The 12086-nt window shown below is 72.3% G+C and carries 12 protein-coding genes; 6 read left to right on the forward strand and 6 right to left on the reverse strand.

The window, feature by feature from the left end; all coding sequences use genetic code 11:
- Window position 1 precedes the first annotated feature (1 nt).
- Window positions 2-682 (reverse strand): dienelactone hydrolase family protein, encoded by a 681-nt coding sequence (locus IPJ59_RS28730; RefSeq protein ID WP_293253535.1) that lies wholly within the window; start codon window positions 680-682, stop codon window positions 2-4.
- 457 nt (window positions 683-1139) lie between these two features.
- Between IPJ59_RS28730 and IPJ59_RS28735 the strand changes: the two genes are divergently transcribed.
- Genes IPJ59_RS28735 through IPJ59_RS28745 form a run of 3 tightly spaced genes read left to right on the forward strand, consistent with a single transcriptional unit; the run spans window position 1140 to window position 4835 of the window.
- Entirely contained in the window at window positions 1140-3242 is a 2103-nt protein-coding gene (locus tag IPJ59_RS28735; protein ID WP_293253538.1) for a TonB-dependent receptor, read from the forward strand.
- Between the two features lie 7 nt (window positions 3243-3249).
- A complete protein-coding gene (locus IPJ59_RS28740; RefSeq protein ID WP_293274157.1) occupies window positions 3250-4014 on the forward strand; it encodes a hypothetical protein in 765 nt (254 codons plus the stop codon).
- Window positions 4015-4025: 11 nt separating this feature from the next.
- A complete protein-coding gene (locus IPJ59_RS28745) occupies window positions 4026-4835 on the forward strand; it encodes a hypothetical protein (protein WP_293274158.1) in 810 nt (269 codons plus the stop codon).
- A gap of 63 nt (window positions 4836-4898) precedes the next feature.
- Here the strand turns inward: IPJ59_RS28745 and IPJ59_RS28750 are convergent, their stop codons facing one another.
- Window positions 4899-5366, reverse strand: a complete 468-nt coding sequence (locus tag IPJ59_RS28750; protein WP_293253547.1) for a DUF2147 domain-containing protein — start codon at window positions 5364-5366, stop codon at window positions 4899-4901.
- A gap of 169 nt (window positions 5367-5535) precedes the next feature.
- Here IPJ59_RS28750 and IPJ59_RS28755 point away from each other — a divergent pair, with 169 nt between their 5' ends.
- The gene (locus IPJ59_RS28755; RefSeq protein ID WP_293253549.1) at window positions 5536-7581 is read left to right on the forward strand and encodes a hypothetical protein; all 2046 of its coding nucleotides are present in this window, start codon (window positions 5536-5538) and stop codon (window positions 7579-7581) included.
- Between the two features lie 2 nt (window positions 7582-7583).
- Window positions 7584-8537, forward strand: a complete 954-nt coding sequence (fmt, locus tag IPJ59_RS28760; RefSeq protein ID WP_293253552.1) for a methionyl-tRNA formyltransferase — start codon at window positions 7584-7586, stop codon at window positions 8535-8537.
- Between the two features lie 6 nt (window positions 8538-8543).
- Here the strand turns inward: fmt and IPJ59_RS28765 are convergent, their stop codons facing one another.
- The 3 genes from IPJ59_RS28765 to IPJ59_RS28775 all read right to left on the reverse strand — a co-directional run bounded on the left by IPJ59_RS28765 (window position 8544) and on the right by IPJ59_RS28775 (window position 10659).
- Window positions 8544-9389, reverse strand: coding sequence for a nucleoside phosphorylase (locus tag IPJ59_RS28765; RefSeq protein ID WP_293253555.1), 846 nt, complete (start codon window positions 9387-9389; stop codon window positions 8544-8546).
- Window positions 9389-10084 (reverse strand): deoxyribose-phosphate aldolase, encoded by a 696-nt coding sequence (deoC, locus tag IPJ59_RS28770; RefSeq protein WP_366524711.1) that lies wholly within the window; start codon window positions 10082-10084, stop codon window positions 9389-9391. Before deoC ends, IPJ59_RS28765 begins: the two co-directional genes overlap by 1 nt.
- A gap of 125 nt (window positions 10085-10209) precedes the next feature.
- Window positions 10210-10659, reverse strand: a complete 450-nt coding sequence (locus IPJ59_RS28775; protein ID WP_293253561.1) for a hypothetical protein — start codon at window positions 10657-10659, stop codon at window positions 10210-10212.
- A gap of 120 nt (window positions 10660-10779) precedes the next feature.
- Here IPJ59_RS28775 and IPJ59_RS28780 point away from each other — a divergent pair, with 120 nt between their 5' ends.
- Window positions 10780-11196: a hypothetical protein gene (locus IPJ59_RS28780; protein ID WP_293274159.1), complete on the forward strand. Its 417-nt coding sequence runs from the start codon at window positions 10780-10782 to the stop codon at window positions 11194-11196.
- Window positions 11197-11695: 499 nt separating this feature from the next.
- On the opposite strand, the gene IPJ59_RS28785 is transcribed toward IPJ59_RS28780, so the two are convergent.
- A complete protein-coding gene (locus tag IPJ59_RS28785) occupies window positions 11696-12082 on the reverse strand; it encodes a DALR anticodon-binding domain-containing protein (RefSeq protein ID WP_366524712.1) in 387 nt (128 codons plus the stop codon).
- Between the last annotated feature and the right edge of the window lie 4 nt (window positions 12083-12086).

A 12086-nucleotide genomic window follows, 5' to 3' on the forward strand; every position in this document is an offset into this window, starting at 1 on the left:
TTCAGGTGGCGAGGTGGCGTGCGAGGAAGGTGAGGGTGCGCTGCCACGCGAGTTCGGATGCGGCGGCGTCGTGGACCTCGGGGCGGGCCTCGTTGAAGAAGCCGTGGTGGGCGTCGTAGCGGTGGAGCTCGTGTTCGATGGTGACGTCGCGCAGCTGCTCCGCGAGGTTGTTCACGACCGCGGGCGTGCACCAGTCATCGTGCTCGGCGAAGTGGGCGAGGAGCGGGACTTGCAGCTTGTGCGGGTCGGCGAGCGCGGCCGGGGGGACGCCGTAGAAGCAGACGGCGGCGGAGGCTGCGGGCAGGTGGACGGCGGCGGCGAGGGTGAGCGCGCCGCCCATGCAGAAGCCCATGACGGCGACCTTGCCGTGGTGTTCGCGGGCGATGGTGACGGCGCCGGCGAGGTCCTGGAACAGGGCGTCGGGGAAGTTGAGGCTGCCCATGAGGTGTTGCGCCTCGTCGGCGGCGCTGGCCTGTTTGCCGCGGTACAGGTCGGGGACGAGGACGTTGTAGCCGGCGTCGGCCAGGCGACGGGCGACGCCGCGGATCTGCTCGTTCAGGCCCCACCACTCCTGGATGAGCACGATCGCGGGGGCCTCGGGGCCCGGTCCGTGGAAGGCGAGGCCCGGGGCGCTCTGGCCGTCGGGGCGGGGAAAGGTGACAGCTTGGCCGGGCTGATGCATGGCCGCGATGATAACGCAGGGCTCAGCGGGCGGCGAAGCTGTAGGCGGCCCAGAAGCTCTCTCACTGGGCGTCGTCGCAGCCGACGCAGCGTTGCATGTGCACGGTACGCAGCAGCGCCGTGCCGGGCTCGGCGATGGTGAACCCGGCCGGCTACATCGCTGCTGGCGGGTTGACGGACGGTGTGGCTGCCGGCGGGGCTCGAGCCAGAAGTCTTCGGCGCGGTTGGTGTCGCTGCGAGTGCGAGTGCGAGTGCGAGTGCGAGTGTCCCATGGGACAGGCGCGCGCGAGCTTGACGACCGAGGCGTGACATGAGGTATCGTCGCGGGCATGGCGGCGAGGGGCGAGGTCTGGCAAGCGGCCGCAGTTGCCGGCGGGCGATCCAGAGCAGGCCCGTCGGCGTACGACGCGGGTACGTGACCGGTCTTGGGGGCGACGAGACACAGCTGCGGATTGTCGATGCCGCTGGCGCTCGTGCTCGTGCCGCTGCTGGGGCTGCTGTCTACGCGGGCGGCGGCGCAGGAGGTGAAGCCGCGGGAAGCCTCTGAGGAGCCGAGGGCCAAGCGGCTGGCGCCGCGGCCGAGCTTCGGCGCCTTGCCGCGCTATGCGACGCTGGTGACGACGCGGCGTCCGCCGCTGATGGCCTCGCAGCGGGTGATCGACGCGCGCGAGCTGTCGGTGGCGCCGCGTCGGCGTTCGGCCGACGACCTGCTGCGATTGGTGCCTGGTGTGTTGCTGAGTCAGCACGGGGCCGAGGGCAAGGGTCAGCAGATCTTCCTGCGCGGCTTTGATGCGGCGCACGGTTCGGACGTGGAGGTGCTGGTCGCGGGTATCCCGATCAACGAGCTGTCCAACATCCACGGGCAGGGCTACCTCGATCTCAACTTCATGATCCCCGAGGTGGTGCGGCAGATCAGCGTGAGCAAGGGGCCGTTCCAGATCAATCAGGGTAACTTCGCCAACGCGGGGACGATCCGCTTCGAGCTCGGGGTCGATCCGGCGGCTCGAGGGACGCGCGTGGGCTATGAGCTCGGGAGTACGATCCGTCACCGCGGGGTCGTGGTGCATGCACCGAAGGGGCTGCGTAAGGAGAGCTTTTTGGCGTTCGAGGCGATGCATGACCGCGGCTTCGCGCCGGGTCGGCAGGCCCAGCGAGTCAGCAGCCTCGACCAGATCCGGCTCGTCGACAGCCCGGCCCATGGCACGCTCGATCTGCTCGGCGCGGGCTACTACGCGACCTTCGGCTCGCCTGGGGCGCTGTCGGCTGCGGATGTTGCCGCCGGCAAGGTGCCCTTCGACGGGGTGTACCAGGGCGACGGCGGCGGCAGCTCGTTGCGGGCGCTGGTCAGCCTGCGGCACCAGATCTCACTCGGGCACGGGCGCCTCGATCAGCGGGTGTACGGCCAGTTTCGTCGCTTCGACATGCTCGAGAACTTCACCGGCTATCTGCAGGACCCGGTGAACGGCGACCGGCGGGCGCAGATGCACCGATTCTTCTCGGCGGGGTATCAGGTCGAGTATGCGCGGCCGCTGGTCGACACGCTGACGCTGACGGTGGGTGGCGCGTGGCAGGGCGACAGCGTGGCGCAGGAGGATCAGCGGGTCGACGCGGGGCACGCGGTGGTGCAGGAGAACTGGGATCTGGGGATCGGTCAGCACGCGGCGCACACGCGGGCCGGGCTGCGCTGGCGGCCGACGCGGTGGCTCACGCTCGAGGGCGGGGGTCGGGCCGACATGTTCGCGTACGACGTCATCGATCACCTGCACGACGAGACGCGGCGCAAGAAGGTGCTCGGGCGGGCCTCGCCGCGGCTGCTGGCGGCGTTTCAGGTCGGCGAGCGCTGGTCGCTGTTCAGCGCGTATGGTCGCGGGCTGCGGGCCCCGGAGGCGCGATCGATCCTCGCCGGGGTGACCACGCCGTCGGACGTGGTGCTCGACCGCTACAAGGGCGGCACGCCGCGCATCTTCCCGTCGGACGCGGTCGAGCTGGGGGCGCGCTACACGGGGAAGCGGTGGTTGACGATCGGGCTGGCGGCGTTTGGCACGTGGATCGACCGGGAGTTGGTGTTCGACCACGTGTCGGCGGTGAACATCGAGCTCAACCGGACGCGGCGTCTTGGGGTGGAGCTCGACCTCTCGCTGCGACCGCGGCCGTGGATCGAATTGCGGCAAGACCTCACGGTGGTGAACGCCCGCTTCGTGCAGTCGGGTGCGGCGATCCCCGGGGCACCTCCCCTGCTCAGCGCGAGTAGTTTGACGCTGGTCCACCCGAGCGGAGTGCGGGCAGGTGCTCGTCTTCAGGTGGTGGGCTCGCGGCCGCTGCCGCATGGGGCGCGGGCGGCGACTTACGCGTTGCTCGACCTCAGCGTCGGCTACCGCCGCGGGCCGCTGCAGCTTGACCTACAGGTCGACAACGTGACGAACGCGCAGTGGAAGGAGGGCGAGTATCATTACGCCTCGTACTGGGACACGAGCGAGCCGCGGAGCACGTTGCCGACGCTGCACTTCATCGCCGGTCCGCCGCTCGCGGTCCGGCTGGCGACCACGCTGTTTCTGATGTGAGGTGACCATGAGCAAGAGACATGTCCTGACGACCATGCTTGCGGCGACCGCGTGTACGCCGAGTCAGGAGTCGGTGCACGTGCAGCTCGACGTCCAGCTCGACGCCGCCGGCATCGTGCCGACGACGAATGATGGCGACTGGGTGGTGGAGCTGACGACCGTGCGGATCGCCGTGACCGACCTGCAGTTTACGATCCTCGGGGAGATGCACGGGGCGAGCGCGTCGCTCGGTGGGTGGTTGATCTCGCGGGTGTGGGCCCACCCGGGGCACTACGCGGGGGGCGACGTCACGGGCGAGCTGGCGGGTGACTTCATCCTCGACTGGACCGGCCACGATGGCATGAAGCTGGGGACCGCCGACATGTTGACCGGCGACTACAACGGCATGAACTTCAACTTCCGCGCCGCGGTGGCGGCGGACGGGCTGGAGGCGGCGGATCCGTTGCTCGGGCACACGGCCCACCTGGTCGGCACGGCCCGCAAGGGCGAGCAGGAGCTCGCGTTCACGGCGGTGCTCGACATCGCGGCGGGGACCCAGCTGGTCGGCGCGCCGTTCGAGGACACGGTCGAGGCTGCCACTCTGGACCCGATCGAGGTCCAGTTCTTGCCGACCGACCCGGTCGAGGCCAAGTCGCTGTTCGACGGGCTCGACTTCGCGGCGCTCGACCCGGACGGCGATGGCGTCGTCAGCATCGTTCCGGGCGACGAGGCCCACAACATCCTGCGGCGCACGCTGCAGACGCATGTGCACTACAACGCCACACCGAAGTGAAGGTCATGACCATGCTGCGTGGAGCTTGTATTTTCATCCTGCCCAGCCTGTGCTCCACCGCCTGCGACACGGCGCGAGACGAGGCGCTCGAGGTCCGCATCTACGGGGAGGAGTACATCGAGGAGGGCTTGCCGGTGGAGATCTTCGTCGACGGCTGGTCGCTGCGTTACGATAAATTTCTTGTCAGCGTCGGCGGGGTCGCGGTGGCCGAGAAGGGCTCGGAGCCGGGGCTCCGCGAGCCTGCGTTCCAGGTCTTTGACCTGACGCGGGCGTCGGACGGTGCGGGTCAGGAGGTCGCGTCGGAGCTGGTGAGCCTGGGCCGCTACGACGACACCAGCTTCACGATCGCGCCGGCCGCCGACGCGACGGCGGGCAACGCCAGCGCCGAGGACCTCGCGCTGATGGTGGACGGCGGTTTCTCGGTGTACGTCGCTGGCACGGCGACGAAGGGGGATGTCAGCAAGCACTTCGCGTGGGGCTTCGCCACGCACACCGACTACAGCGAGTGCGAGTCGCTGGCCGATGTGCGCGGGGGCCAGCCCGCGGTCGTGCAGCTCACGATCCACGGCGACCACCTGCTCTACGACGACCTGTACTCGAAGACCCCGAACGTCACCTTCACGCTGGTCGCCGAGGCTGACGCGGACAACGACGGGGAGGTGAGCCAGGCGGAGCTGGAGGCGGTCGACCTGCGCCCGCTGCCCAACTATCAGGTCGGCAGCACGGACATCGTCGACCTGTGGCACTTCATCGAGCACCTGACGACGACGCTCGGGCACATCGACGGCGAGGGCCACTGCAAGGGGACGCGCACTTCGTGAGGCTTAAGCACGGCAGCGACCGCGGGCAGGGCCGGCGGTCGCTGCGAGTGGCGTGAGGCGGGCTCAGCCGTGCGGGAGCCACTTCTGGGTGCGGAAGAAGGGGCCGAGATGGCCGCGGACCATCAGGTTGCCGTCCTTCAGCCAGATCGAGCAGCGGTAGGTCTTGCCCTTCTTGGGGTCGAAGATCTTGCCGCCGCTCCACTCGCCGTCGCCGTCGGAGTTCATGCCCCACATCACGACCATGCCCTGGATCGGCGCGTTGTAGTCCTCGCCCTCGCACTTGTCACACAGGGCGCCGGGGTCTTGCAGGAGGCGGTCGACGCGGCCATAGAGCTTGCCGTCGACCTCGTAGATCTTGACGATGGACTTGGCATCGCCGGTCTCGTCGTCGATCGTCTTCCAGTAGCCGACCGCGGTGGTTCGCTCGAAGAACGCGGTCGCCGTGGTGGCGACGAACAGGACAGTGGCGACGAGGGCGGCGGCGATGAGCCTGGCGGGCCGCTGGAACAGGGATACGAGAGTTGCGTGCATCGGGAGGGATCCTCAGGGCAGTTGACAGACCACAGTGTACTCCGGCCGCGCAGGACCGGGCGTGATAGGGCATCGACTCTGCCAGTGCCCGGTCTATGCAGGCCCAGGCCAACTTTTCCGGGCTCCCTGGGTCCGCGGGCGCCCGCTTGCCGGGTACACTCCGGCCGCCTTGGCCCCGGAGATCCTCATCGTCGGCGACCGCAGCCAGCGTGGGAGCCTCATCCCCCGCGTGCAGGACCTCGGTTACACGGTCACGCCGGTGCGCGAGCGCGAGCTCAGCGGTCGTGTCGCCGCGTCGCCAGCGGCCATGGCGGTGCTGGTCTGCCTCGGCGAGACCGACGCGGCCACGCTGGTCGATGCGGCGCGACGCGGTCGGGACGACGTTCCGCTGATCCTGGTCGGCAGCCTCGGCGGGGAGCTGCGGGATCTCGCGGATGTTCTGGAGCTGGGGGCCGACCACTTCCTCGCGGCTCCGGTCAGTGACGAGGACCTGTCCAGGGTGCTCGCGGACCTGGTTGGACCAGGCGCCCCCAGCCATGCGGAGGATGCTGATGCGCCCGAAGCAGTGCGCCCACTCACTGAACGAGGGGCACGGGACCCGGTGCTGGGGCAGCTGCACCGTACGCTGGAGATCCTCGCGGCGAGGCTCAAGACGCATGAGTCGAGCGAGGCCGAACCCGATGACCTCGAGTCGCTCGGCCTGGATGCGCTCCCGGACGTCGACCACGGGCTCGAGACGCCCGAGGCCGGGGGCCTGCTGGCGAGTCCTGAGCCCAGTGACCCGGCGGCGTCGCGACGGCCGGAGATGAGCGACGCGGCGCCGCCGCGGCCCGAGGCCACCCAGCGCCTGAGCAACGCGGGTGGCGGCGACGACACCCAGCGCTTACGCCAGGCCGCACGTGGGGAGGATACGGGAGCTGTCCGCGGGGACAGGTCCGAGGGGCGGGCGCCACGGGGCGGACCGGGGGACACGACGGCGCGGGTGCTGGCGCCGCGGGTCGAGCGAGTGGCGGAGCCGAGGCTGACGCGGGGCGAGGGTGGACGGGTCGAGGCGACGGCGCGGCTGGTCGCGCCGGCGCGTCCGGTGCTGCGCGACGCGAGCGACACGACGGCGCGGCTGGTCGCGCCTGCGCGGCCGGTGTTGCGCGACGCGAGCGACACGACGGCGCGGCTGGCAGCGCCTCGTGCGGACATCGGTCGCGCGCGGGTCGACCCGACGCGGGCCGAGCCGCTCGCGGGGATCGACGTGCTGCGGCGCCTGTGGCAGCTGCACGCGCGAGGGGTCGATGGCCGGCTGGTGGTCGGCTTCGCGGGCGGGGTGGTGAAGCAGGTGTGGTGGCGTCGCGGCGAGCCGGTGTACGCGGCGAGCACGGCGACAGCGGACGGCCTGCTGCAGCGCTTGCAGGCGCGTGGTCTGGTGGGTCGTGGGCAGCAGGTTGCGGCGCGATGGATCGACGGTGAGCTCGTGGCCTCTGCCCGACGTCTGGTTCAGTCGGGGCTGCTCAAGCCGCGGGAGCAGCATGAGGTGGTGCGCGACGCGGTGCAGCGGATCTGCGAGTCGTTGTGCAGCGACGCGGCCGAGCGCTGGCAGGTCGACCATGAGCCCGCGCCCGCCGAGCTCGAGCTTGGCACGCCGGTGCTGGCCCTGCTGGCCGCGGGAGCGCGGCTCGGGCTCGGTCGCGACCGCATGCGTGCGGCCTTGCCAGACTCCGCGGCGCTGCACCTCGACGTCGAGGACCTCGATGGTTTGGCCGCAGCGTTGCGCGTCCCCGGGGCGGAGGACTGGCTCGGGCTGCTCGACGGCAGTCGCGAGCTGGGCCAGATGGTCGCGGAGGACGGCATCGACGAGCGCGACCTGTGGGCGGTGGGCTGCGTGCTGCTGGCGGCAGGGTTGGCGGCGCCAGTGGCCGCCGACGCGGAGGCTGCCCTGGTGGCGATCGACCGCCGGCGGATCGACGAGCGGCTCGCGCTCGCGCGGGACTCCGACTACTTCAGCCTGCTCGGCGTGGCTCGTGAGGCGGGTCGTGCCGAGCTGTTGCGGGCGCACGCTGACCTGCGTGACACCTTCGCCGACGAGCGGCTCGAGCCCCGCACTCGCGAGGAGCTGGCCGACGCGCTCGCGGAGCTGCACGCCGCGCTCGACGAGGCCTGTGAGGTCTTGCTCGACGAGGCGCTGCGTTCCGCCTACCTCGCCCAGCTGCCCGGAGCATCATGACCATGCGTGCTGCCTTCATGGGGTCTCCCGAGTTCGCGGTCGCCAGCCTGCACGCGGTCGCCGAGGTGTGTGACCTGCGGGTGGTCGTCAGCCAGCCCGACCGGCCCGCGGGTCGTGGCCGCAAGCTGGTCGCGCCGGCGGTGAAGGAGGCCGCGCTGGTGCTCGGTGTGCCGGTGTTGCAGCCGACCAAGGTGCGCGATGGATCTCTGGCGGCCGAGCTGCGCCGGCACGCGCTGGATGTCATCGTCGTCACCGCCTATGGGCGGATCTTGCCGCGGGAGATCCTGGAGCTGCCGCGGTTTGGATGCATCAACGTGCACGCCTCGCTGCTCCCGCGCTGGCGCGGCGCGGCGCCGATCCAGCGCGCCGTGCTGGCCGGCGACGGCGAGACCGGCGTGGCGATCATGCGGATGGAGGAGGGCCTCGACACCGGGCCGATCTACCGCGAGCTGGTGACGCCGATCGGCCCGCTCGAGACCAGCGGTGAGCTGTTCGAGCGCCTCGCCCCGCTCGGTGGCCGGCTGCTCGCCGAGGTGCTGCGTGCGCTGCCGGAGCTGCCCCCGCCGACGCCGCAGGACGAGTCGCGGGTGACCCTGGCGCCGATGCTGAGCAAGGCCGAGGGCCTGACCCGATGGACATGTTCTTCAAGCCAGGTGGTCGACCACGTGCGCGGCATGGACCCGTGGCCGGGGGCGTTCACCGGGCGCGGGCCGCTGACACTCAAGCTGTTTCGCGCGGCGCCCTCGAGCCGGTCGCGCCCGGACGACGCGGCGCCGGGACAGGTGCTCGGGGTCGACCGGGTCGGCGTGCATGTGGCCTGCGGCGAGGGGGTGGTGTGCGTGCAGGAGTTGCAGGTGGTCGGGGGCAAGCGCATGCCGGCGCAGGCCTACGCGGCGGGCAAGCCCTTCGCGGCGGGCGAGCGCCTGGCGGACCCGCCGGCAGAGCCAGCGAGCTGACGCGGGTCAGCGCCGGAGCGGCAGACCTGGGTGCCAGATCGGGCTGGCGCCGCGGGCAGCTTCCATCGCGTCGAGGGTGTGCAGCGCCTCGAGGCCGCAGCGGACGCAGGCGAGCTCGGCGGCGTCCTTCTGGGCGGGGGTGATGAAGACGTTGTCGTGGCGGGTCGCGTAGATCGCACACACGGCGCCGGCAGGGAAGCCGCGCAGGGTCGCGAGGGTGAGCAGGGTCGAGGTCTCCATCTCGAGGTTCTTGACGCCCTGGGCCGCGAGGCGAGCGACGATGTCCGGCTCGCGCGGCATGAAGCCGGGGATCTTGCGGCCCTGGGCGCCGTAGAAGCCGGGCGCCGTGGCGGTGATGCCAACGTGGAAGCGCTGGCCGTCGGCCGCGGCCGCGGCCGCGAGGGCGAGCACTGCCTGCGGGTCGGCGACGGCGGGGTAACCCTCCTCGACGAAGTAGCAGGTGGTGTTCTCGAGGCGCAGGGCGGCCTGGCTGATCGCTAGGTCGCCGAGCTGCATGTCGGGCTGGAGCGCGCCGGCGCTGCCGCAGCGGATCATCACCGGGCGCTCGACGACCTGGCACAGCTCGATCACCGCGATCTCGGTGGGCCCGCTGCCCATCCCGGTGCCCATCACCGTGACCCGCAGGCCGCGGTGCTCGCCGGTGTAGGTGACGAATTCGCGGTTGCGACGCTCGAGCTCGACGCGGTCGAACAGGCCGGCGACGCGGGTGGCCCGCGCGGGGTCGCCGACCAGCATGATGTGACGCGCGACCTCGCCGGGGGCGAGGCCAATGTGGTACTGCCGACCCTCGGCGTCGCGCACTCGCTCGGCGGACTCGTAACCTTGCTGCATCAGTAACCTGTACTTCCGGACATGTTCGTGGGGACAGGGTTGTCCCACTCGGCGAGGATCTTCAGGGAGGCGCTGGCGCCGAGGCGGGTGGCCCCGGCGGCCAGCATGGCCCGCGCGCTGGCGGCGTCGCCGATGCCGCCCGAGGCCTTGACGCCGATGTCGGGCCCGACGGCGCGGCGCATGCGGGCGACGGCCTCGACGGTGGCGCCGCCCGGGCCGAAGCCGGTCGAGGTCTTGACGAAGCCGACGCCGGCCGCGACCGCGAGGGCGCAGGCGAGGTCGATCTCCGCCGGCTCGAGCAGCGCGGTCTCGAGGATCGCCTTGACCAGGCGACCGCCCGCCGCGGCCACGACGCCTGCGAGGTCGGCGATGACCTCGTCGTGGGCGCCGTCTCGCAGGGCGCCGAGGGCGATGACGACGTCGAGCTCGTCGGCGCCCTCGGCCACGGCCAGGCGCGCCTCGGCGGCCTTGATCTCCGGGCGGTTGGCGCCGAGCGGGAAGCCGATCACCGTGCACACCGGGACATGTCCCGAGAGACAGCTGCGAGCGAGGGCGACGCGCGCGGGCTGCACGCAGACGCTGGCGAAGCGGTGCTCGCGGGCCTCGGCGCACAGCGCCTCGATCTGCGCGCGCGTGGCCGCGGGCCGCAGCAGGGTGTGGTCGATGCTCGCGGCGAGTTGGGTGCGGGTCAGCATGGGGGCGGCGGACGCGAAGGCCGGGGTCGGGGTGAAGGCCGGCGCGAAGGTGAAGCACAGCGGCAAGGCCCAAGGGGACGGTCAAGGGAGGGGCCACGGAAGGCCATGGAGGGGCCCACGGAGGGTCAGTTGTACAGGCAGTCGTTGAGCTTCGCCTCGACGTCGTTGGGCAGGTCGGGGCAGGCCTGGATCTCGTCGGCGGCCTGCGTGTAGCAGTCGACGCGCATCGTGTCCGTGCAGGTGAGCGCCGCGAGGCAGCCCTTGGCCTTGCGCTGGGCGTCGGCGCGGCAGTCGAGCACGGCGCTGTAGTCGACGGTGGCGTCCTTGAACAGGCCCTCGACGCAGCCGCGTTCGGCCGAGTTGGCGGGCAGGTCCATCAGGCACTCCTCGGTGGACGGGTAGGGGGCGTGGAGGCCGAGGAGGAGCAGGGGGTTGTCGTACTCGCAGGCGCAGACCTGACGCGCGTAGGCGTCGGCGCTGTCGAGGTACTCGGCGACCGCGCCGCCCTCGCCCTCATTGCAGGCGAGGAGGGGGGCGACGACTGCGAGGAGAGCGAGGCGCTGGAGGTGGGTCATGAGGGCATGGCTCCCGGGGCACGTGGCGTGCCTGGCGGGACGATATCAGCGGGCGGCTCGAGCAACAACGCCCGTCGAGCTGCGCACACGCGGAGGGATCGCGGTTAGGATGCGGGTCTCGTGATCTCCGCGTGGTTCTCGGCATTCGTGTTCACCCAGGCGCTCGAGATGCCGATCTACATGATGGCGTTTCGCCGCCGCGTGGACGCCCGCGGCGAGCCCTTGCCGCCGGAGTCGTTGCGCTGGCGCCTCGGCTTCGCCTTCCTCGCGTCGATGGCGACCCACCCGTACGTGTGGTTCGTGATCCCGGCGCTGTTCTCGTCGCGGCTGTGGCTGCAGATGGTCGCGCAATGGCCCGGCCTGCTGGCGTGGCGCTACGAGCTGTTCTTCATCACCGCCGAGAGCTTCGCGGTGCTCTCCGAGGCGCTGCTGCTGCGCGCCCTGCGGGTGCCGCGTCCGCTGCTGTGGGCGCTGGTCGCCAACGCCACCAGCGCGGGGCTCGGGATGCTGATGCGCGAGCTCACTGGCTGGCCTTGAGGACAGATCGTGCGACCTCGCGCCGTGACAGCGCCGGGGGGTTGCGAAGAAGGGGGGGGGGGGCGGGGGGGGGGGGGGGGGGGGGGGGGGGGGGGGGGGGGGGGGGGGGGGGGGGGGGGGGGGGGGGGGGGGGGGGGGGCGGCCGGGCGGCGGGGGGGGGGGGGGGGGGGGGGGGGGGGGGGGGGGGGGGGGGGGGGGGGAGGCGGGGGGGGGGGGGGGGGCGGCGGGGAGGGGGTCCGGGGGCCCGGGGGGGGGCGGGGGGGGGGGGGGGGGGGGGGGGGGGGGGGGGGGGGGGGGGGGGGGGGGGGGGGGGGGGGGGGGGGGGGGGGGGGGGGGGGGGGGGGGGGGGGGGGGGGGGGGGGGGGGGGGGGGGGGGGGGGGGGGGCCGGCGGCGGGGGGGGGGGGGGGGGGGGGGGGGGGGGGGGGGGGGGGGGGGGGGGGGGGGGGGGGGGGGGGGGGGGGGGGGGGGGGGCGAGCTGCGGCCCCGGCGGGGCGCGCCTCACATCCGACGCAGCGCGGGGATGCCGAGCAGGCCGAGCGCGTGACGCATCGCGTTCACCGTGGCCGTGACGAGCAGCAGGCGCAGCTGCAGCTGTGCGCCCTCGCTGGGCTTGACCGGGCAGGCGGCGTTGAAGGTGTTGAAGGTCTGGGCCAGCTCGAACAGGTAGGTGCAGAGCAAGGAGGGGCGCAACTGTTGGGCGGCGGCGTGGGCCGAGGCGGGGAGGCGGTCGAGGGCCAGGAGGAGGGCGCGCTCGTCGGGATGAACCTCGGCGGGCGTCGGGACGGGGTCGCCGGGCGGGGCGACGAGCAGGGCGGGGTCGATTCTTGTCGACCTCGGCGCACTTGCCGAGGATCGACTGGGCGCGGGCGCAGGTGTATTGCAAATAGGG

Origin of the sequence: Nannocystis sp. (assembly GCF_016714285.1) — a bacterium.
Taxonomy (GTDB): domain Bacteria; phylum Myxococcota_A; class Polyangia; order Nannocystales; family Nannocystaceae; genus Nannocystis.

What these genes read in the sequence shown, in the direction of transcription:
- IPJ59_RS28730 (WP_293253535.1), bottom strand. Translation starts at nt 682, where the DNA reads ATGCATCAGCCCGGCCAAGCTGTCACCTTTCCCCGCCCCGACGGCCAG.
- IPJ59_RS28735 (WP_293253538.1), top strand. Translation starts at nt 1,140, where the DNA reads ATGCCGCTGGCGCTCGTGCTCGTGCCGCTGCTGGGGCTGCTGTCTACG.
- IPJ59_RS28740 (WP_293274157.1), top strand. Translation starts at nt 3,250, where the DNA reads ATGAGCAAGAGACATGTCCTGACGACCATGCTTGCGGCGACCGCGTGT.
- IPJ59_RS28745 (WP_293274158.1), top strand. Translation starts at nt 4,026, where the DNA reads ATGCTGCGTGGAGCTTGTATTTTCATCCTGCCCAGCCTGTGCTCCACC.
- IPJ59_RS28750 (WP_293253547.1), bottom strand. Translation starts at nt 5,366, where the DNA reads ATGCACGCAACTCTCGTATCCCTGTTCCAGCGGCCCGCCAGGCTCATC.
- fmt (WP_293253552.1), top strand. Translation starts at nt 7,584, where the DNA reads ATGCGTGCTGCCTTCATGGGGTCTCCCGAGTTCGCGGTCGCCAGCCTG.
- IPJ59_RS28765 (WP_293253555.1), bottom strand. Translation starts at nt 9,389, where the DNA reads ATGCAGCAAGGTTACGAGTCCGCCGAGCGAGTGCGCGACGCCGAGGGT.
- deoC (WP_366524711.1), bottom strand. Translation starts at nt 10,084, where the DNA reads ATGCTGACCCGCACCCAACTCGCCGCGAGCATCGACCACACCCTGCTG.
- IPJ59_RS28775 (WP_293253561.1), bottom strand. Translation starts at nt 10,659, where the DNA reads ATGACCCACCTCCAGCGCCTCGCTCTCCTCGCAGTCGTCGCCCCCCTC.